General features: G+C 67.9%; 17 protein-coding genes. 6 read left to right on the forward strand and 11 right to left on the reverse strand.

Annotated elements, in window-relative coordinates:
• The first annotated feature begins 60 nt into the window (after window positions 1-60).
• Window positions 61-807 (forward strand): DUF2059 domain-containing protein, encoded by a 747-nt coding sequence (locus AC4GYU_RS05915; RefSeq protein WP_491085965.1) that lies wholly within the window; start codon window positions 61-63, stop codon window positions 805-807.
• 34 nt (window positions 808-841) lie between these two features.
• Here the strand turns inward: AC4GYU_RS05915 and AC4GYU_RS05920 are convergent, their stop codons facing one another.
• Window positions 842-2,131 (reverse strand): adenylosuccinate synthase, encoded by a 1,290-nt coding sequence (locus tag AC4GYU_RS05920; protein WP_491085966.1) that lies wholly within the window; start codon window positions 2,129-2,131, stop codon window positions 842-844.
• Between the two features lie 100 nt (window positions 2,132-2,231).
• On the opposite strand from AC4GYU_RS05920, the gene AC4GYU_RS05925 reads away from it, so the two are divergent.
• Complete coding sequence (locus AC4GYU_RS05925; RefSeq protein WP_491085967.1) at window positions 2,232-3,236, forward strand: alpha/beta hydrolase; 1,005 nt, start codon at window positions 2,232-2,234, stop codon at window positions 3,234-3,236.
• On the opposite strand, the gene serA is transcribed toward AC4GYU_RS05925, so the two are convergent.
• Complete coding sequence (serA, locus tag AC4GYU_RS05930; RefSeq protein ID WP_491085968.1) at window positions 3,233-4,816, reverse strand: phosphoglycerate dehydrogenase; 1,584 nt, start codon at window positions 4,814-4,816, stop codon at window positions 3,233-3,235. The two genes, AC4GYU_RS05925 and serA, sit on opposite strands and share 4 nt — an antisense overlap.
• Before the next feature lie 95 nt (window positions 4,817-4,911).
• Window positions 4,912-6,045, reverse strand: a complete 1,134-nt coding sequence (locus AC4GYU_RS05935; RefSeq protein ID WP_491085969.1) for a phosphoserine transaminase — start codon at window positions 6,043-6,045, stop codon at window positions 4,912-4,914.
• Window positions 6,046-6,425: 380 nt separating this feature from the next.
• On the opposite strand from AC4GYU_RS05935, the gene AC4GYU_RS05940 reads away from it, so the two are divergent.
• The 3 genes from AC4GYU_RS05940 to xth all read left to right on the forward strand — a co-directional run bounded on the left by AC4GYU_RS05940 (window position 6,426) and on the right by xth (window position 8,759).
• The gene (locus tag AC4GYU_RS05940; protein WP_491085970.1) at window positions 6,426-7,493 is read left to right on the forward strand and encodes a M23 family metallopeptidase; all 1,068 of its coding nucleotides are present in this window, start codon (window positions 6,426-6,428) and stop codon (window positions 7,491-7,493) included.
• Between the two features lie 43 nt (window positions 7,494-7,536).
• Complete coding sequence (locus tag AC4GYU_RS05945) at window positions 7,537-7,860, forward strand: HesB/IscA family protein (RefSeq protein WP_491085971.1); 324 nt, start codon at window positions 7,537-7,539, stop codon at window positions 7,858-7,860.
• Window positions 7,861-7,985: 125 nt separating this feature from the next.
• Window positions 7,986-8,759 (forward strand): exodeoxyribonuclease III, encoded by a 774-nt coding sequence (gene xth / locus AC4GYU_RS05950; RefSeq protein WP_491085972.1) that lies wholly within the window; start codon window positions 7,986-7,988, stop codon window positions 8,757-8,759.
• A 24-nt stretch (window positions 8,760-8,783) separates the two neighbouring features.
• Here the strand turns inward: xth and AC4GYU_RS05955 are convergent, their stop codons facing one another.
• The 5 genes from AC4GYU_RS05955 to hflK form a co-directional block, all read right to left on the reverse strand.
• Window positions 8,784-9,941 carry an N-acetyltransferase gene (locus AC4GYU_RS05955; protein ID WP_491085973.1) on the reverse strand — a complete coding sequence of 386 codons (1,158 nt, stop codon included), beginning with the start codon at window positions 9,939-9,941 and terminating at the stop codon, window positions 8,784-8,786.
• Window positions 9,941-11,560 (reverse strand): helicase HerA-like domain-containing protein, encoded by a 1,620-nt coding sequence (locus AC4GYU_RS05960; RefSeq protein WP_491085974.1) that lies wholly within the window; start codon window positions 11,558-11,560, stop codon window positions 9,941-9,943. Before AC4GYU_RS05960 ends, AC4GYU_RS05955 begins: the two co-directional genes overlap by 1 nt.
• Window positions 11,561-11,621: 61 nt before the next feature.
• The gene (locus tag AC4GYU_RS05965) at window positions 11,622-13,154 is read right to left on the reverse strand and encodes a Do family serine endopeptidase (RefSeq protein ID WP_491085975.1); all 1,533 of its coding nucleotides are present in this window, start codon (window positions 13,152-13,154) and stop codon (window positions 11,622-11,624) included.
• A 104-nt stretch (window positions 13,155-13,258) separates the two neighbouring features.
• Window positions 13,259-14,122, reverse strand: coding sequence for a protease modulator HflC (gene hflC / locus AC4GYU_RS05970; protein WP_491085976.1), 864 nt, complete (start codon window positions 14,120-14,122; stop codon window positions 13,259-13,261).
• Window positions 14,119-15,264 (reverse strand): FtsH protease activity modulator HflK, encoded by a 1,146-nt coding sequence (gene hflK, locus AC4GYU_RS05975; RefSeq protein ID WP_491085977.1) that lies wholly within the window; start codon window positions 15,262-15,264, stop codon window positions 14,119-14,121. Before hflK ends, hflC begins: the two co-directional genes overlap by 4 nt.
• A gap of 93 nt (window positions 15,265-15,357) precedes the next feature.
• On the opposite strand from hflK, the gene AC4GYU_RS05980 reads away from it, so the two are divergent.
• The gene (locus AC4GYU_RS05980; protein WP_491085978.1) at window positions 15,358-16,302 is read left to right on the forward strand and encodes an Mrp/NBP35 family ATP-binding protein; all 945 of its coding nucleotides are present in this window, start codon (window positions 15,358-15,360) and stop codon (window positions 16,300-16,302) included.
• Here AC4GYU_RS05980 and AC4GYU_RS05985 read toward each other — a convergent pair.
• The 3 genes from AC4GYU_RS05985 to AC4GYU_RS05995 form a co-directional block, all read right to left on the reverse strand.
• Complete coding sequence (locus AC4GYU_RS05985) at window positions 16,299-17,645, reverse strand: TldD/PmbA family protein (protein WP_491085979.1); 1,347 nt, start codon at window positions 17,643-17,645, stop codon at window positions 16,299-16,301. The genes AC4GYU_RS05980 and AC4GYU_RS05985 overlap by 4 nt on opposite strands.
• 16 nt (window positions 17,646-17,661) lie before the next feature.
• Window positions 17,662-18,573, reverse strand: a complete 912-nt coding sequence (gene ubiA / locus AC4GYU_RS05990) for a 4-hydroxybenzoate octaprenyltransferase (protein ID WP_491085980.1) — start codon at window positions 18,571-18,573, stop codon at window positions 17,662-17,664.
• Between the two features lie 89 nt (window positions 18,574-18,662).
• Window positions 18,663-19,460, reverse strand: coding sequence for a sterol desaturase family protein (locus AC4GYU_RS05995; RefSeq protein ID WP_491085981.1), 798 nt, complete (start codon window positions 19,458-19,460; stop codon window positions 18,663-18,665).
• Window positions 19,461-19,543 lie beyond the last annotated feature (83 nt).

Raw genomic sequence — 19,543 nt, forward strand, 5'->3', positions numbered from 1 at the left:
ACATGGGGGCGTGGGGACGCTGCCTGACTGACGGGCGGCGACGAACGGGGGAATGATCACGTGAGACTGAAGTTGATGCTTGCCGCGACGGCCCTGTCGGTTGCGCTGGTGCCCAATGCTGCCTCGGCTGCGCCGACGAAGACCGTGGTGACCAAGAAGGTGCCGGCCAAGCCCGAGATGGACCCGGTCCAGGCCATGGCCATGATGACCAAGATGTTCGATCGCTTCTTCCCGGCCGGGCCGGAGCCCGATCCTGCGCGGCTGGCGGTCGCGCGCGATGCGACGGTGCAGATGTTCCCCAAGGGTGCCTATGCCGAGGCGATGAACGGCTTTGTCGACCGCATGGCCGACCAGGTGCTCAGCATGAGCGAGGCCGACTTCGCCGACATGATCCCCCAGACCGGAAAGAAGGATCCGAAGGCCAAGCCGCCGAGCACGATGCCGCTGCGCGAGATGCTGGCGCAGAAGGAGCCGAATTTCGACGCCAAACTCGCAGCCGGAAAAGCCTTCGCGAAGACGATGTTCGTGAAGTTCGGTGATGTCGCCGAGCCGAAGTTCCGCGAGGGCATGGCACGGTCGATGGCGCGCAAGTTCGACGCGCAGCAGATGGCTGAAATCCGCGCCTTCCTCTCGACGCCGACCGGGGCCGCCTACGGCCGGCAGATGATCGGCATGTGGTTCGAGCCCGACGTCCTGCGCGGCTCGTTCCAGGCGTTCCCGGAAATGATGAAGCTCATGCCGGACCTGATGAAGGACGCGGGCGCTTTCGATGCGCAGATGAAGGCCGTCGACAAGAAGCCCGACTGATCACCGCCGAGGCGCTGGCCGGAAGGCCGGCGCCTCAGTTGGCGAAGGGGTCGCGCACGAGGATCGTGTCGTCGCGGTCCGGCGAGGTCGAGACCAGCGCGACCGGGCAGCGGATCAGCTCCTCGATCCGGCGGATATATTTGATCGCCTGCGCCGGAAGATCGGCCCAGCTCCGCGCGCCCGCAGTGCTCTCTGACCAGCCCGGCATTTCCTCGTAGATCGGACGAACCCGCGCCTGGTCGGCGGCGTGCGGGGGCAGATAGTCGAAGCGCTTGCCGTCGATCTCGTAGCCGACGCAGATCTTCACCACCGCAAGACCGTCGAGCACGTCGATCTTGGTCAGCGCGATGCCGGTGATCCCGCTCACCGCGGCAGCCTGCCGGACGAGGACCGAATCGAACCAGCCGCAGCGGCGCTGGCGACCGGTGACAGTGCCGAATTCACGCCCGCGCTCCCCGAGCTGGCGGCCGATCTCGTCGTCGAGCTCGGTCGGGAAGGGGCCGGAGCCGACGCGGGTCGTGTAGGCCTTGACGATGCCGAGCACGAAGCCGGCCGCGCCGGGGCCCATTCCGCTGCCGCTGCCGGTGGTGCCGGCGACGGTGTTGGATGAGGTGACGAACGGATAGGTGCCGTGGTCGACATCGAGGAGCACGCCCTGCGCGCCCTCGAACAGGATTCGGCGGCCGCGGCTGCGGGCCTCGTCGAGGTCGACCCAGACCGGACGCGCGAACTGCAGCACGAAGTCGGCAATCTCGGCGAGATCGGCCTTGAGCCGGGCGCGATCGACCGGTGGTTGGTCGAAGCCTGCGCGCAGCGCATCATGGTGGGCACAGAGGCGATCGAGCAGCGGATCGAGCTCGTCGAGATGGGCGAGGTCGCAGACTCGGATCGCGCGGCGGCCGACCTTGTCCTCGTAGGCCGGGCCGATGCCGCGGCGAGTCGTGCCGATCTTGCCCGCGCCGCTCGCATCTTCGCGAAGGGCGTCGAGGTCACGGTGGATCGGGAGGATGAGCGGGCACGTCTCGGCGATGCGGAGGACATCGGGCTCGATCCGGACGCCCTGGCCGCGGAGCTTCTCGACCTCGGCCTGGAGCGCCCAGGGATCCAGCACCACGCCATTGCCGATGATCGACAGCGTGCCGGTGACGATGCCGCTCGGAAGCAGGGACAATTTGTAGACATTGTCGCCAACGACCAGCGTGTGGCCGGCATTGTGGCCACCCTGGAAGCGGACCACGCAGTCGGCGCGGCTGGCGAGCCAGTCAACGATCTTGCCCTTGCCCTCGTCGCCCCACTGGGCGCCGATCACGGTAACGTTACCCATGCGTAATCAATCCTGCTGGTGCATGAACGTCGGTCTCATCGGCCGTTCAGCGGCGCTCCTATTCATTGTCGTCGACAAGGTCCAGAAAAGGGGCAGGGGAATGAAGCTTTCGCGAACCTCGATCGGAGCGGCGCTGCTTGCCGCGACCGCACTCATCGCCAGTCACGGCGCCTGGGCGCAGCGCGCGCGCCTGCTTTCGCCCGAATGCCGGACGCCGGAGATTCGGCAGTGCCTGATGGCTGGGGAAAATCGGCGGCAGTGCCTGCTCGGTGCAATGCAGAAGCTCCCCGATCAATGCCGCAAGGCGATCAGCGACGGGGCGGCCGCGCGGGCGCCGCTGCCGAGCGGGGCGCAGGAACTCTCCTTCGGCTCCGACCCAAAGCAGAAACTCGACCTGTTCCGACCTGCGATCGCGCCCGCCAAGGCGCCGATCCTGCTTTTCGTGCACGGTGGCGGTTGGTCGATCGGCGACAAGCGCACGGGGACCAGCGGCAAGCCCGCGCATTTCACCGCGCAGGGCTGGGCATTCGCCAGCACCAACTACCGGCTGGTGCCGCAGGCGACGGTCGAGCAGCAGGCGGCCGACATTGCGGCGGCGATCGCTTTGCTCCGGCGTCAGCCAGGGGTCGACCCCGAGAGGATCGTGCTCATGGGTCACAGCGCCGGGGCGCATCTTGCCGCGCTGGTCGCGACCGATCCCGTCTATCTGAAGGCCGCCGGCGTGCCGATGGGGGCGGTCCGCGGCGTCGTGCTGCTCGATGGCGCGGGCTACGACATTGCCGGACAGATGGCGCAGCCGCGCAATCCCGTCGCGAGCATGTACAACCAGGCCTTCGGGACCGACCCCAAGCGCCAGCAAGCGCTCTCGCCCACCTTCCATGCCGCCGCGCCCAATGCCGCCAACTGGCTGATCCTGCCGGTCGCACGCCGGGCCGATTCGATCCGCCAGAGCGAGCAGCTCGCGGCCGCGCTCAAGGCGGCCGGGAACAGCGCCACGGTTTCGCCGCAGGAGGGCAAGAACCATGGCACGCTCAACAAGGAGATGGGCGAACCCGGCGATCCGGCGACGGCCGAGGTCGACGCCTTCATCGCCAGGCTTCGCTAGAAGCGCAGCGGCACCACCTCGCGCACGCCTTCGAGCGCGCAGAGCTGGTCGACCACAGCCGCGGGCACCGGATCGTCGATGGCGACCAGGGCCACCGCCTCGCCCCCCGCCGCGCGGCGACCGAGGTTGAAGGTCGCGATGTTGAGCCCGGCGCTCCCCAGCGTCGTGCCGAGCTTGCCGATGAAGCCCGGCGTGTCGTTGTTGACGATGTAGAGCATGTTGCCGGTAAGCTCGGCCTCGACCGCGACCCCGAAGATGTCGACGAGGCGCGGGGCGGCATTGCCAAATAGGGTGCCCGCGACGCAGCGGTCTCCGGTGGGCGTGGTTGCGGTGACCCGGACGAGGGTCTGGTAGTCGCCCTCGCGCTCGTGCCGGACCTCGCGCACGTCGAGGCCGCGCTCCTTCGCGAGGACGGGGGCGTTCACCATGTTCACGGTCTGCGAATAGGTGCCCATCAGGCCCGCGAGCACCGCGCCGGTGATCGGCTTCTGGTTCAAGGCCGCGGCCGCGCCCTCGACCTCGATCGCGACGCCGGTGACCTGGTCGCCGAGCACCTGGCCGAGCAGGCGGCCGAGCTTGTCGGCTAGCGCCATATAGGGCTTGAGGCGCGGCGCCTCCTCGGCCGAGAGCGAGGGCATGTTGATGGCGTTGGTGACGCCGCCCAGCAGCAGGAAGTCGCTCATCTGCTCGGCGACCTGGATCGCGACATTCACCTGCGCTTCGGTGGTCGAGGCGCCAAGGTGCGGGGTCGAGATGAAGCCCGGGGTGCCGAACAGGGGCGAAGCGGTGGCGGGCTCGGTCTCGAACACGTCGAGCGCGGCGCCGGCAACCTGGCCGCTATCGAGCGCGTCCTTGAGGGCGGCCTCGTCGATCAGCCCGCCGCGCGCGCAGTTGATGATCCGCACGCCCTTCTTGGTCTTGGCCAGCGCCTCACGGCTCAGGATCCCGCGGGTCTGGTCGGTCAGCGGCGTGTGGAGGGTGATGAAGTCGGCGCGCTTCAGCAGCTCGTCGAGTTCGACCTTCTCGATCCCGAGCTCGAGCGCGCGTTCGGGCGAAAGGAAGGGATCGAAGGCGATGACCTTCATCTTGAGGCCGAGCGCGCGGCTGGCGACGATCGAGCCGATATTGCCTGCACCGATGAGGCCCAGCGTCTTGGCGGTCAGCTCGACCCCCATGAAGCGGTTCTTCTCCCACTTGCCGGCCTGGGTCGAGGCGTCGGCCTCGGGAAGCTGGCGGGCGAGGGCGAACATCAGCGCGATGGCATGCTCGGCGGTGGTGATCGAGTTGCCGAAGGGCGTGTTCATGACCACGATGCCGCGCTGGGTGGCGGCGGGGATGTCGACGTTGTCGACGCCGATGCCGGCGCGGCCGATGACCTTCAAATTGGTCGCGTGGTCGAGAAGCTTGGCGGTTGCCTTGGTCGAGGAGCGGATGGCGAGGCCGTCATAGTCGCCGATGATCGCGGCGAGTTCGTCGGGGGTCTTGCCGGTGATCTCGTCGACCTGGATCCCGCGCTCGCGGAAAATCGCGGCGGCGCGGGGGTCCATCTTGTCGGAGATGAGGACTTTGGGCTGGGTCATAATTTCCTCGTCATTCCTGCGAAGGCGGGAATCCATCTCCCGGCTCGCGAAGGTTCAGGTGGATCCCCGCCTTCGCGGGGATGACGAAAAAGGGATCAGGCGGCCGAGGCCCCGTACGCCCAGTCGAGCCACGGCCCGAGGGCTTCGATGTCGCTCGTGTCGACCGTGGCGCCGCACCAGATGCGAAGCCCCGGCGGGGCGTCGCGGTAGCCGGCGATGTCGAAGGCGGCGCCTTGCTCTTCGAGGAGGGCGGCCATCTTCTTGATCCGGGCTTCGTCGGCGCCTTCGACCGTCAGGCAGACGCTGGTCTTCGAGCGGCTGGCGGGGTCGGCGGCGAGGTGGCCGAGCCACGGGCGCGCGTCGACGATGCGCCCAAGCGCCTCGGCATTGGCATCTGAGCGCGCGATCATTCCGGGGCCGCCGCCGATGCTCTTCGCCCATTCGAGGCTGACAATCGCATCCTCGACCGCGAGCATCGAGGGGGTGTTGATCGTCTCGCCCTTGAAGATGCCTTCGCTCAAATTGCCCTTGGAGATGAGCCGGAAGAGCTTGGGGAGGGGCCAGGCGGGAGTGTAGGTCTCGAGCCGCTCGACCGCGCGGGGCCCGAGGATCAGGATCCCGTGCGCGCCTTCGCCGCCGAGTACCTTCTGCCAGGAGAAGGTCGCGACATCGATCTTGTCCCACGGAATGTCGTAGGCGAAGACCGCGCTGGTGGCGTCGGCGAAGCTCAAGCCCTCGCGGTCTTGCAGGATCCAGTCGCCGTCGGGGACGCGGACGCCGCTGGTCGTGCCGTTCCAGGTGAAGAGGACGTCGTTGGACCAGTCGACCTGGCCGAGGTCCGGGAGGTCGCCATAGTCGGCGCGGATGACGGTCGGATCGATCTTCAGCTGCTTGACCGCATCGGTGACCCAGCCCTCGCCGAAGCTTTCCCAGGCGAGCGCGGTGACGGGCCGGGCGCCGAGCATCGTCCACATCGCCATCTCATAGGCGCCGGTGTCCGAGCCGGGGACGATGCCGATGCGGTGGGTGTCGGGCAGGCCGAGCAGCTCGCGCATGAGGTCGATGCAATATTGGAGGCGCTGCTTGCCGAGCTTCGATCGGTGCGAGCGGCCGAGGCTGTCGGTGGCGAGGAGCGAGGGCGACCAGCCGGGCGGCTTGGCGCAGGGGCCCGAGGAAAAGTGCGGGCGCGCCGGGCGCACCTCGGGCATCGGGGTCGTGGCATTCGTCATTTCTGACTCTCCTTACAGAGAGCACGCGCCGCGTTGGGACGGCGTGGCCCGCCGCCGGATGTACAGGCTTCCCGACCCGCGGCAACCCCGAACCGCTGATTCTCCGGATACGACCTTTGGTCCGGGGTGCGGAATGCCAACGTGAATCAAGCGAATGGCTCAGTTCACCGCTCGAGCCTCGCAACTCGTCCCGGAGAGGGAACGAAAAGGTTGTATTCATTAACCCTAGAGGGTCTTTTCCTGCTTGTCGGTCGTGGCGGAGGGCAAAAACGCCGCGACGGGCAGGGGCTGGGGAGCTCCAGACATGCTGATCGTCACACGCCGCTTTGCTGCGGCGCGTCGGCGATCTTCGACGTGAAGAGCTTAGGAGCATCAATCGTATGGCGCATGCACTGGGAACATCGGGACTGCTCCGCAGCCGCGACCTGTTCGTGCACGACGGCAACAAGCTCCGTCGCATTCGCCTCACCGCTCCCGTCCAGCTTGCCTTTCTCGCCCTCGCCGCCGTGATGTTCGCTTGGTCGGCCTTTGCCGCCGCGCATTTCATGACCGGTGACAAGGCCCAGGTTGTCGTCAGCGACGCCGCCCAGCTTCAGCAACTCGCCGCCGCGACCGAGCAGCGCGCCAAGCTCATCGAGCAGCGCCAGCGCCTCCTCGCGACGATGATCGCCGGCGGTGACGTCGACCCGTCCGCCCTCCCCGAGGCCAGTGCCGCGCAGGCGCTTCCCGCCGCCATCGCCGCTCCGCTCGAGCGGGCCGAGGGCAAGCTTGCCGCCGAGGAGGCCGCCGCGGCCGATCGCCTCGAGGCGCGCTACAAGACGGCGACCCGCGAACTGCGCAAGCTCGGCCTCTCGCCGCAGCGCCTCGCAGTCGGTGGGCCGTACGAGCCGGTGACCAAGAGCGACCCGACCTTCAAGGCGCTGTTCAACAGCTGGAAGAAGCTGGACTCGCTGCAGGATGGCGTGATCGCGGTCCCCTCGGACAAGCCGGTCAAGACCGCCGACTTCACCTCGAGCTTCGGCGTCCGCAACGATCCCTTCGGTCGCGGCGCTGCCATGCACGCCGGCATCGACCTCGCCGGCCCGCTCGGCACCCCGATCTACGCGACTGCCGACGGCACCGTGATCAATGCCGGCTTCAACAGCGGCGGCTATGGCAACCTCATCAAGATCGACCACGGTCGCGGCATCGAGACCCGCTACGGCCACCTGTCGTACATCGGCGTCCGCGCTGGCGACCGCATCAAGCGCGGCCAGCTGATCGGTCGCATGGGCTCGACCGGCCGTTCGACCGGCAGCCATCTCCACTACGAAGTCCGGATCGACGGCCGTGCGGTCAACCCGATCCCCTTCATGCGCTCGACCGATTATCTCGCCTCGATCAAGAGCCGCAGCACGCACAGCATGGACCAGATCGCGCTGGGTGGTCCGGGTTCGGGCGGCCGCTGAGCCTTGCCTTGAGGGCGCCCGCAGCGCGCCCTACATTGCGATCATGACTTCCCTCCTCCTCACCGAAGCTGCTGCACGCCGCGTGGCACAGATCGCGACCAAGCAGTCGCGGCCGGCGATCCTCCGGCTCGCCGTCGATGGTGGGGGGTGCGCGGGTTTCACCTATCGTTTCGCACTCGGTGAACCGGAAGCCGACGACCTCGTCGCGGAGACCGACGGTGTCCGGCTGGTGGTCGATCCGGTGAGCTTCGACCTGCTCGACGGCAGCGAGGTCGATTATGTCGAGGATCTCGGCGGGGCGGCCTTCAAGGTGCGCAATCCCAACGCCGCCAGCGGCTGCGGCTGCGGCTCGAGCTTCGGGATCTGACCTTTCACCGCGCCCCTCCAGGGGAGCTGTCGGCATCGCCGACTGAGGGGTTTGGCGAACCCATCCGTCAGCCGCTTCGCGACTGCCACCTTCCCTGAAGGGAAGGGGCGAAGTACGGCAGCCGCATGAAGATCGCGACCTTCAACATCAACGGTATCCGCGCGCGGCTTCCGCGCCTGCTCGAATGGCTCGAGAAGGAGCAGCCGGACGTCGCCTGCCTCCAGGAGCTGAAGTGCGCCGACGAGTTGCTTCCCGTGCTCGACATCGAGGGCGCGGGTTACCGCGCCGTCTGGCATGGGCAGAAGGGCTTCAACGGCGTCGCGATCCTGGCCCGCGAACAGAGCCCCGACCTTCGCCGGGTGGGGCTTCCGGGCGATCCCGACGACAGCCACAGCCGCTACATCGAAGCCGAGGTCGGCGGGGTCGTAATCGCCTCCATCTACCTGCCCAACGGCAATCCGATCGGCACCGAAAAGTTCGACTATAAGCTGCGCTGGATGGAGCGGCTGCGCGAGCATGCGGCGCACCTCCTGTCCGAGGAGCGACCGGTCGTGCTCGCCGGCGACTTCAACATCATCCCCGAGGATCGCGATACCTTCTCGGTCTCGGCCATGGCGCGGGATGCGCTGACCCAGCCCGAGAGCCGCGCGGCCTGGCGGCGGATCGTCAATCAGGGCTGGACCGACGCCGTCCGGGCGCTGCACCCGACCGAGGACAAGCTATACACCTTCTGGGACTATACCGCGGGCTGCTGGCAGCGCGACGCGGGCTTCCGCATCGACCACCTGCTCTGTTCGCCGCAGGTCACCGACCGGCTGCAGGCGGCGGGGATCGATCGCTGGGCGCGCGGCGAGGAAAAATCCAGCGACCACACGCCAACCTGGATCACGCTGGCTTAGGGCGCCCGCGGCCGAGCGCCGCGACTAAAGTGCCTTCTCGTAGATGCGGTAGGTCTTGTTGACCTCGGCGCCCGGCAGCTGCGCGATAGACAGCATGCCCTGATTGTCCTCGAGCACCCAGCCGAACTCGCCATGGCTCGCGCCATAAGGGCCGACGCTCGCCACCCGGTTTCGTTCGATCATCATGAAGGCAAGCTGGGCCGACAGGCGGCCGCCCTGATACTTCTTGGCGACGCCCATCAGCGGCACCCGCATCCTTTTCACCCGCGGCTTGCGTAGCCGCCAGAGCAACTTGACGAAGCCGAACGGGAAGAGCTCGCCGTTGAGGTCGCGGGTCAGCTCATTGAGGTCGGGAATGGTGATCATGAAGGCCGCGGGCTCGAACACCCCGGCCTCGTTCTTCACCTCGGCGATGCAGACGAGGTCCTCGTAGATGATCGGCTTCAGCTTCTTGCCGGCATAAGCGATCTCGGACTCGGTCAGCGGCACGAAGCCCCAATTGTCCGACCAGGCATCGTTGAGCAGCGTCAGGATCGTGTGCGCTTCCTCGTCGAAACGACTCTTGTCGACGCTGCGGATGCGGATCTTGCCCGAGCGATCGCCGGCATCGATCAGTCGCTGGATCATCGGGATCATGTTGATCCGGATGTCGAGTTCGTAGGTGACGAGGTCCTTCGCCTTGGCATAGCCGGCGCCTTCGACAATCGCCTGGTAGCTCGGCCGATGATGGCCCATCATCGCGGTCGGCGGCTCGCCGAAGCCCTGGACGAGCAGGCCTGGCTCGTCCCAGATCGACAGGCTGAGCGGCCCGAGCGAGCTCGTCATGCCCTTGTCGCGAAGCCATTGTTCGGCGGTGGCGATGAGCTTCGGGCCAGCCTCGGCCTCGCCGTCGAAGACTTCGAACATGCCCCAGTTGCCGATGCCCGGACCCATATGTTCGAGGACCAGGCGATCGACCTGCGCCGAGATACGCCCGATCGCGCGGCCACCACGTTCGGCCAGCCACAGGGCGGCCTCGGCATGTTCGAACCAGGGATTCTTGCCTGGGGTGATCAGCCCCATCATCTCGTCCTTGAGGGGCGGCACCCAGTTGGGATCGTCCCGATAGACGTCCCAGACGAGGTCGACGAAGCGCTTGCGGTCGGCCTTGGACGCCACCGGCCGGATGATGAGATCGGACATTATTTGAGCAGGCTTCCCAGGATGCCGCGGAGCAGCTTGTTGCCGAGCTGGCGCCCGACCGAGCTCGCCGCCGAACGGGCGGCGCTCTGGACGGCCTTGTCGAACATGGTCGGACGGGCGGCCTCGCGGGCGGCGCGCTCCGCTTCGCGGCGGGCAGCGGCGTCGGCCTTGTCCTGCTCGCGCTGCAGCCGGGCTTCCTCGCGTTGGCGGGCAGCATCGGCTTGCGCCTGTTCACGCGCCAGCCGGGCCTGTTCCTTCGCGGCGAGCGCGTCGGCCTTTGCCTGCTCCTTCTCCGCCTGGGCCGCGGCGGCCGCGGCGGCGGCTTCGCCGGCCTTGGCCTTGAGGATTTCCTCGGCGCTGTCGCGGTCGACCAGCGTATCGTATTTCGTCCCGATCGCATCGGTGGTGACGAAGATCTGGCGCTCCTGCGCGGTCACCGGGCCGACCCGGCTGGCGGGCGGCTTGATCAGCACGCGCTCGACCGGCGAGGGGCTGCCGTCGGGCAGCAGGAGCGAGACCAGTGCCTCGCCGACCTTCAATTCGGTGATCGCGCTGGTGACGTCGATCTCGGGATTGGGACGGAAGGTCTCGGCCGCGCTCTTCACCGCCGCCTGGTCGCGCGGGGTGAAGGCCCGCAGCGCGTGCTGGACGCGGTTGCCGAGCTGGCCCGCGACCGTGTCGGGGATGTCGATCGGATTCTGGGTGATGAAATAGACGCCGACGCCCTTGGAGCGGATCAGGCGGACGACCTGCTCGACCTTCTCGAGGAGCGCCGGGGGCGCATCGTCGAATAGCAGGTGGGCCTCGTCGAAGAAGAAACAGAGCTTGGGCTGGTCCTGGTCGCCGACCTCGGGAAGGAGCTCGAACAGTTCGGAGAGGAGCCAGAGGAGGAAGGTGGAGTAGAGCCTTGGGGAGGCCATTAACTTGTCGGCGGCGAGGATGTTGACGATGCCCCGCCCGCTCTCGTCGATCTTGAGGAAGTCCTCGAGGGCCAGCGCCGGCTCGCCGAAGAAATGGTCGCCACCTTGGCTGCGCAGCTGGAGCAGGCTGCGCTGGATGGCGCCGATGGTGGGCTTGGCCACATTGCCATATTCGAGCGTCAGTTCGTCGGCGCGCTCTCCGCAGGCGACCAGCATCGCCTGAAGGTCGTCGAGGTCGAGGAGGAGCAGGCCCTCCTTGTCGGCGACATGGAAGGCGATCGTCAGCACGCCTTCCTGGACGTCGTTGAGGTTCATCAGCCGCGCGAGGAGCAGTGGGCCCATCTCACTGACGGTGGTCCTGATGGGGTGACCCTGCTCGCCGAAGAGGTCCCAGAACTGGACCGGGCAATCGCGATACTGCCAGTCGCTGATGCCGAGCTCGGCGGCACGGGCGGCGAAGATCTCGTGAGTCTTGGCGGTGGGCGACCCGGCCATGGCGAGGCCGGCGAGGTCGCCCTTCACATCGGCGACGAAGGTCGGGACGCCGGCGGCGGCGAAGCCTTCGACCAGGCCCTGGAGGGTCACGGTCTTGCCGGTGCCCGTCGCGCCCGCGATCAGGCCGTGGCGATTGGCGCGCTTCAGTTCCAGCTGCTGCGGGCTAACGCCGCCGCTCTTTGCACCGATGAAGATGCTGCCCATGTCGTCTCCCGTCCCTTGCCGTGGCCGAAGCCTAGCGAGGGACGGGAGGATAGGCGAGGGGTCAGCGCGCGATATCGATCCCGATGAAGGTCTCGGGAGCCGAGCCGCGCTTCACCAGCAGCAGGACCGCGGTCCGGCCGGCGCGGCGTGCCGCGTCCACCGCGGCCGCGACCTGCGCGGTCGAGGCGACCGGTTGGCGATTGACCGACATGACGACGTCGCCGCGGCGAAGGCCCTTGTCGGCGGCATCGCTGTTGGGATCGACGTTGGTGACGACGAGCCCGCGCGTGGTCGCCGGGACCTGCACGGCACGCGCGATTTCCGGGGTCAGCGGCTGCAGCGACAGGCCGAGCGCCTGCCCGGCAGGGACGGCCGGCTGGTTGCTGTCGTTGGGGTCGAACGAACCCTGGTCGGTCCCACCGTTGATCTTGGCCAGCTCTTCCTCGGTCGGGCGCTGCGCGACCGTTGCGGTGAAGGTCTGGCGGCGACCGTCGCGGATCACCTCGATCGGCACCTTGGCGCCAGGGGTGACGTTGGCGATGAGGTAGGAGGCGGTCTCGTCGGGGGTCACGTCGCGGCCACCGACACGGACGATCACGTCGCCCTGCTGGAGACCGGCGCGCTGCGCGGGCTGGCCGGGGACGACCGAGCGCACGAGCTCGCCGCGATCCTTGGGCAGGCCCAATGCGGCGGCGCTGCTCTCGTCGAGCGGAAGCAGGCCGATGCCGAGATAGCCGCGCTGCGGACGCTGCCCGCGGCGAAGGCTCTCGATCACCGGCTTGGCGAGCTCGGCCGGGATGGCGAGGCCGATGCCGACGCTCGCGCCGGTCGGGCTGATCAGCGCCGAATTGACCCCGATGACATTGCCGTTGAGGTCGAACATCGGGCCGCCGCTGTTGCCCATGTTGATGCTGGCATCGGTCTGGATGTAGCGGTCGTAGGCGCCCGCGCCGGTGATCCCGCGATGAAGCGCCGAGATGATACCGGCGGTGACGGTGCCGCCGAGGCCGTAGGGATTGCCGATCGCCATCACCCAGTCGCCGACACGCGCGCGCTGGCTGTCGCCCCACTGGACGAACGGGAAGTTGGCGCCCTCGACCTTGAGGAGGGCAAGATCGGACGCCTGGTCGCGGCCGATGATGCGGGCCGGAAGCTCGCGGCGGTCGGACAGGATGACGGTCACGCTGTCGACCGTCCCGGTGCCCTGCGCGCCCTGGATGAGGTGATTGTTGGTCACGACGTAACCGTCGGGCGAGATAATGAAGCCCGAACCGAGCGACCCAGTCTCGCGGGTCCGCGGCGCGGCGCCACCACTCTCGCCCTCATTCCCCTGGCCGGGCTGGCCGAAGCGGCGCAGGAACTCGGCGAGCGGATCATTCTGTTGGTTCTGGACCGGCACGCGCTGGCGGGTCGAGATATTGACCACGGCCGGCTGAAGCCGCGCGGCGAGGTCGGCGAAGGAAACCGGAGCGCCCTTCGGCGGCATGGCGGCCGGAGCATTTTGCGCAACCTGCGCACCGACCGGCCCGGTGGCGATCGAAAAGGCACTCCCGCCAATCAGCAGGGCCGCCGCGACACCGTAGGCATAGCGCACTTTGGAGAACTCCCTCGACGACTTCATATGGTCAGAACTTCCTTTAAGCGGTGAGCCCCAGCCACACGTGCTAGGTCAAGCACCTGAACGCTCATTGAACCGGTTCAGCGCCCACCCCCTCGCGTGAATTCGCGCAGGAACTCATTTTGCGGGGACAGGATCACGTTGGTCGGACGCGCCTTACCGTCGTCGCCGACGAAGGTGCGCTGATAGGCCTGCATCGCGCGGTAGAAGTCGTAGAAGGCCGGATCCTTGCCGAAACTGGTGGCATAGGTCTTGGCCGCCTCGGCATCGGCTTCGGCGCGGATGATCTGGGCCTGCTTGGCACCCTCGGCCCGAATCGAGCGCGCTTCCTGCTCGCGCGCGGTCTTCATCCGGTCGTAGGCGCTTTGCAGCGGGCTTCCGTCGGGAAGGTCGGCGCGCTTGATCCGGACGTCGATGATCTGGACGCCATATTGGCGCGCGACCCGGTCGAGGCCGCGACGGATATTCTCCATCGCGCCCTGCCGCTCGGGGCTGAGCAGGTCGGCGAACGGCCGCTTGCCGAGCTCGTTGCGAAGTTCCGAGCCGAGGATCGGACGAAGCGCCTCGCCAACGCGGTCCTCCGACCGGGCGCTGACGTACATCCGCAGCGGATCGACGATCCGGTAGCGGGCGAAGGCATCGACCTCGAGCCGAAGCTGGTCGGTCGACAGCACCTGCTGCCGTTCCATGTCGACGTCGCGGACGCGCTTGTCGATCCGGACCAGTTCCTCGAAGAAGGGGATGCGAAAGGCGAGGCCGGCGCCCGCGCTGCCGATCGGCTGGTTCGCGCGGTAGCGGTTGTAGATGCGCTCGGGCTTGCCAAAGCGCACCACCAGCGCCTGTTCGGTCTCGCTGATCACGCTGACGCTCGACAGCACGGTCACCAGCAGGAGCGTGGCGAGGATGGCTGCCATCAACGGGCGGCGGAGGAAGGCGTCGATCATCGACCGCCTCCCTGCTGGGCGCCGCCCTGGGCCTGCGGCTCCGATATCGCGGCTGCTGGCGGTCGGGTCTGCTGAAGCGGCAGGTAGGGCGTCACGCCGGGCGCCTCGACGATCGTCTTGTCGACGTTCTGCAGGACGCGTTCCATGGTCTCGTAATACATGCGGCGGCGGGTGACCTCGGGGGCGAGCTTGTACTGCTCGTAGACCTTGTCGAAGGCCGTCGCTTCACCCTGACTGAGCTGGCGCAGCTGGAGGGAATAAGCGCGGGCCTGGTTGATGTCGCTCTGCGCGGCCTGCTGCGCCGCGCTGACCGCCTTGAAGGCGTCATTGACGGCCGAGGGCGGGTCCGCCTGCTTGATCGCGACGCCCTGGATGACGACGCCGCTGCGATAGAAGTCGAGAATCCGCTGCATCGTCTCCTGCACCCGGGCCTCAATCTCGCCGCGGCCTTCGCCGATGGCTTCGTTGAGGGTGGTGCCGCTGAGCGCCGCGCGCATCGCGCTTTCGGCGACCTGCTGGATCGTCTCTTCCGGATTCTGGAGCTCGAACAGGTAAAGCTCGGGATCGCGGACGTTCCAGCGGACCGTATAGGCGATGTCGATGATATTCTGGTCGCCCGTCAGCATCAGCGTCTCGCTGGTGGTCGAACCGAGGTCGATTCCGCGGATGTTCTCGACGTCGACCTTCTGGACCCGCTCGATCGGGCTCGGGAGGGTGAATCCGACACCTGGCCCGAGCGTGCGGCTGTAGCGGCCGAACTGGGTCACGACGCCGCGCTCTTCCGGCGCGATGCGGTGGAAGGTGGTCAGCACCAGCCACAGCGCGAGGAAGGCGGCAAAGAGCCAGAAGATCAGCGACGCGCTCGGCGGACGGCGGCCGATGCCTCCGCCGATCCCGCCACCGCCACCCCCGCCGAAGCGGGCGCGGCTGCGAGCGATCAGATCGTCGAGGCTGGTGACGTTGTTGCCGGCGCCGGGCTTGGTCGCGCCGGGCGAACCCCAGGGGCTGGTCGGCCCCGGGCTCGGCGGTTCCTTGCCGCCGCCATTGTCAGGCGGCGTCGATCCGCCACTTGGACCCCATGGTCCCTTGCTGTCCGCAAAAAGGCCGCGCACGCGTGAAGCCCACCCCGGGATGCTGTTCATGCGGACAGATATAGATGCAGGTCCGGCATTTAACAGTGGGGGCGAAACAATGACCCTTGTGCCGGGTGGACGAGACCCTAGGTGCTGCCCGCCATGACCATCGAGAAGAGCCACTTCGGCGCCGACGCCGACACCATCCGCTCGATCCGCGAGAAGGACGGCGTGCTGACCCTGGTAGTCGATGCGACCGGGCTCGACGAGGCGGCGCGCACGGCGCTCGAGGCGCGTCTGCGCGATGAAGCGAGGACCCAGGAAGGCATTTCCGAAGTCCGTGTCGCCATGACCGCCGGCAAGGCGGAAGGTCCGCGCCTGATCGCCGTCGGGGCGGGGAAGGGCGGGGTCGGCAAGTCGACCGTCTCCACCAATCTGGCCATCGCGCTCAGCCGCCTCGGCCACAAGGTCGGGATCATCGACGCCGATATCTACGGCCCCTCGCAGCCGACCCTTCTAGGCACGTCCGAGCGGCCCGAAGCCCGCGACAAGCAGCTGATCCCGGTCGAGGCGCAGGGGATCAAGTTTCTCTCCGTCGGCCAGCTCGTCAGCCCGGGCCATGCGCTCGCCTGGCGGGGGCCGATGGCGTCGGGGGCACTGACCCAGCTGGTGGAAGGCGACTGGAGCGGGACCGACTATATCATCGTCGACCTTCCCCCCGGCACCGGGGACGTGCAGCTTTCCCTGATCCAGAAGTCGCGACCGGTGGGGGCGGTGATCGTTTCCACCCCGCAGGACCTCTCCCTCGCCGATGCGCGGCGCGCGATCGACCTGTTCGGCAAGACCTCGGTGCCAGTCCTCGGCCTGATCGAGAACATGGCCGGCTATCAATGCCCCCATTGCGGGGAGACCAGCGATCCGTTCGGCAGCGGCGGGGCCGAGGCGACGGCGCGCGAACTCGACGTGCCCTTCCTCGGGCGGCTTCCGCTCTCGGCGAGCCTTCGCGCCGAATCCGATGCCGGACGTCCTCCGGCCGCCGGCGACGGCCCTGCCGCGGCTGCCTTCCGGACGCTCGCCGAAGCCGTCCTCGTCCAGCTTCGCGGCTAGGCGCTCGCGACCGTCATTTCGGAGATCAGGATCGTCGGTGCGTCGATCCCACGGCGCAGCTCGAGGTCGCTTGCCGGCTCGAGCGAACGGAACATGTCCTTGAGATTGCCGGCGATGGTGATCTCGGCAACCGCCGGTCCGATCGCGCCATTCTCGACCAGGAAGCCGGCCGCGCCCCGGCTGTAGTCGCCGGTCACCGGATTGACGCCCTGTCCGATCAATTCGGTCACGAGGATCGCCCGCGGGCCCGAGGCGAGCAGCGCATCGCGGCTCCGCTGCCCTGGCAGCATGAAAAGATTGGACGGCCCCGCCGCCGGGCTTCCGCCGACCGAGCGACTGGCGTGCCCGGTGGGGGCGATTCCAAGCTGCCGGGCCGAGGCGCTTTCGGCGAGCCAGCTGGTCAGCACGCCGTCGGCGATGAGGTCGAGCTGGCGGCACGGCAGGCCTTCGCCGTCGAACGCCCGGCTGCGCAGGCCGCGCACGCGGAAGGGATCGTCACGGACCGTTACGCCCGCGGCGAACAGCTGCGTGCCCAGCGCATCGAGGAGGAAGCTCGTCTTGCGCGCGATCGCGCTGCCCGTGATCGAGGCGACGAGGTGGCCGAGCAGAGAGGAGGAGACGCGCGGGTCGAACAGCACGGCACAGGGGCCGCTTTCCATCCGCACGGGATTAACGCGCGCGACCGTTCGTTCGGCGGCGAGGAGGCCGATCTTCTCGGCCGGGTCGAGGTCGGCGAGGTGCCGCGCCGAATGCGACGCATAGTCGCGCTGGAGGGCGCCGGCCTCGCCCGCGACGACGCTGGCCGAGATGCTGTGGTGGGTCCCGCGGATCGCGCGGGCGAAGCCCGTCGAGGTGGCGAGCGCGACGAGGCTTTGACCCGTGCCCGCCGATGCCCCGTTGCTGTTCGTCACCCCGGCGACGCCCCGCGCCGCAGTCTCGGCCTCGCGCGCGCTGTGCTCGAGCCAGGCGAGGGTCGGCAATTCCCCTTCGGCCAGATCGAGGTCCGGCCTGTCGCCGCTCCCGAGGAGGGCGGGGTCGGCAAGCCCGGCATAGGGGTCCTCGGGTGCCTGCCGGGCCATGGCGACCGCGCGTTCGGCGAGGTCGGCGAAGCCCGCCGGATCGATGTCGGCCGAGGAGACAGTCGCCGAACGGTGCCCGTCGAACACGCGCAGGCCGATCTCGAAGCTCTCGCTATGGTCGATGTCCTCGATCTCGCCGAGGCGGACTGAGATGCCGCTCGAGCGGCTGATCCCGATCATCGCGTCGGCGGACGAGGCGCCTGCCTTACGTGCGGCGTCGACCAGCTTCGCCGCGCGCTCGGCGGCATCCTTCTCGTTCAGCATGCCCCGCCTGTAACGGCTAGGGAGCGGCGCTCAAGCCTACGGCGGCAAATCCGAGCAGCAGCAGCAGTCCGGTGAAGCGATTGGACCGGAACAGGCGAAGCGCGAGTTCGCCGTCGTCGGGACTGGCACGGGCGACCTGGCTGCCGAGGTGAAGCGCGGCGGGGAAGAGGGCGGCGAGGGCGAGCGGCTCTGGTCGCACCGTCCACAGCGCCGCGGCCCAACCCATCAAAGCGAGTAGATAGAAGATGCCGACACCGAGCGCGGCATGCCGCCCCAGCCGCCGCGCCGAGGAGCGGACTCCGACCAGCGCGTCGTCCTCCTTGTCCTGGATGGCGTAGAGCGTGTCGTAGCCGATCACCCAGAAGATGCTTCCGATCCACAGCCACAGCGCCGCAAGGTCGAACGTGCCGCGCACGGCCGGCCAGCCGACCAGCGCGCCCCAGCTGAAGACCAGCCCGAGCCACGCCTGCGGCCACCAGGTGATCCGCTTCATGAAGGGATAGGCGAGGACGGGAAGCACGGCCGCGAGCGCGATCAGCTGGGCGATGAGCGGAAGCTGGAAGAGGACGATGAGCCCGACGGCGCACAGCGCGGCGATCAGGCTCCACGCCGCTTTCGGTGTCACGCGGCCGCTGGCGAGGGGACGGAGACGGGTTCGGGCGACCTGACGGTCAAGGTCGCGGTCGACGAGGTCGTTGTAGACGCAGCCCGCCGAACGCAGCGCGAAGGCGCCGAGGAGCAACCAGGCGAACAGGTCCCAGCGGCCGCCGACCCCGGCCAAGGCCACGCTCCATGCGCAGGGCCAGTAGAGGAGCCAGGTCCCGATCGGCCGATCGACCCGCATCAGGCTGGCATAAGGCCGCCAGGAGGCCGGAAGTCCGCCGATCAGGCCGTGGCGCTCGGAATCCGGGACGAGGTCGGTGGTCACGCGCCGGGGCTTACCCGCTGCCGTTCTACTGCGAAAGCGGGAGCCCGGTCCTTGTTTTCAGGCCCCTCCGGTCCTCGCCGGAGACCCGTTCAGGCGGCTTCGCGCTCGCTGCCGGCCTGGTCGCCGCGCTTGCGGGGATGGCCAGTGGCGACGATCCCGCCCGACAGGGTCTTCACCCACGGATAGCGCTTGGCCACTTCCTCGGTGTAGCCGAGGTTGAAGACGGTCGGGCTCTTCTTGGGGCGCTCGGGCCGGTCGTAGAAGGTGCCAAGCACGCGATCCCAAAGATAGCTTGTGATCCCGTAATTGCCGTTCTCATCGTGGAAATGGTGCGCCATGTGGCGCTTCTTCATCTCGGCGATGACCTTGCTCTTGGGCTTGTAGGCGAGGTGCTGGATGCAGTGCACGAACTCGTAGACGCAGGTCGTGATGAGGCCCGCCGCGAACGCCGCCGCCGCGCCGCCGATCCCGCCGATCGCATAGCCGACCGGGAGGCTCACGGCCGCAATGGTCGGAAGCGTCGTGTGGAGCGCGCCGAACAGCACCTCGAGGTGGTTCGGGTCCTGGTGGTGATCATAATGGATGCGCTTCCAGGTCGAGGCGAGGAAGGGCACCTTGAACATCCAGTTGCTGTGAAGCACCCAGCGGTGCAGACAGTACCAGACGAGCGGGTACAGAATGACCACGGTGCCAACCGCGATACCGGTCTGCAGCAGGCTCGCAGGATATTCGGCCCACACGACGATGCTGGCGAACGCCAGCGCGATGTAGGTGATGATCGCCGGATACTGGAAATAGGCGATCCAGAGATCCTTCAGGGTCATGCGATCGAGATAATGCGACCGCTTCCAGATGCCGGGCTTCACCGAACTGCTCACGTTTCTCATGCCTCTGAATATGGGGCGCGGGCACCGCGGTGCCAGTCCACAAGCCCTTATTCCTGCACCTTCAATGCGGCGACATTGGGACA

The organism is Sphingomonas sp. SP2 (genome assembly GCF_058313385.1).

Coding starts and splice junctions, on each gene's coding strand:
- AC4GYU_RS05920 (WP_491085966.1), bottom strand. CDS start 2,131: ATGGGTAACGTTACCGTGATCGGCGCCCAGTGGGGCGACGAGGGCAAG.
- AC4GYU_RS05925 (WP_491085967.1), top strand. CDS start 2,232: ATGAAGCTTTCGCGAACCTCGATCGGAGCGGCGCTGCTTGCCGCGACC.
- serA (WP_491085968.1), bottom strand. CDS start 4,816: ATGACCCAGCCCAAAGTCCTCATCTCCGACAAGATGGACCCCCGCGCC.
- AC4GYU_RS05935 (WP_491085969.1), bottom strand. CDS start 6,045: ATGACGAATGCCACGACCCCGATGCCCGAGGTGCGCCCGGCGCGCCCG.
- AC4GYU_RS05940 (WP_491085970.1), top strand. CDS start 6,426: ATGGCGCATGCACTGGGAACATCGGGACTGCTCCGCAGCCGCGACCTG.
- AC4GYU_RS05945 (WP_491085971.1), top strand. CDS start 7,537: ATGACTTCCCTCCTCCTCACCGAAGCTGCTGCACGCCGCGTGGCACAG.
- xth (WP_491085972.1), top strand. CDS start 7,986: ATGAAGATCGCGACCTTCAACATCAACGGTATCCGCGCGCGGCTTCCG.
- AC4GYU_RS05955 (WP_491085973.1), bottom strand. CDS start 9,941: ATGTCCGATCTCATCATCCGGCCGGTGGCGTCCAAGGCCGACCGCAAG.
- AC4GYU_RS05960 (WP_491085974.1), bottom strand. CDS start 11,560: ATGGGCAGCATCTTCATCGGTGCAAAGAGCGGCGGCGTTAGCCCGCAG.
- hflC (WP_491085976.1), bottom strand. CDS start 14,122: ATGATCGACGCCTTCCTCCGCCGCCCGTTGATGGCAGCCATCCTCGCC.
- hflK (WP_491085977.1), bottom strand. CDS start 15,264: ATGAACAGCATCCCGGGGTGGGCTTCACGCGTGCGCGGCCTTTTTGCG.
- AC4GYU_RS05980 (WP_491085978.1), top strand. CDS start 15,358: ATGACCATCGAGAAGAGCCACTTCGGCGCCGACGCCGACACCATCCGC.
- AC4GYU_RS05985 (WP_491085979.1), bottom strand. CDS start 17,645: ATGCTGAACGAGAAGGATGCCGCCGAGCGCGCGGCGAAGCTGGTCGAC.
- AC4GYU_RS05995 (WP_491085981.1), bottom strand. CDS start 19,460: ATGAGAAACGTGAGCAGTTCGGTGAAGCCCGGCATCTGGAAGCGGTCG.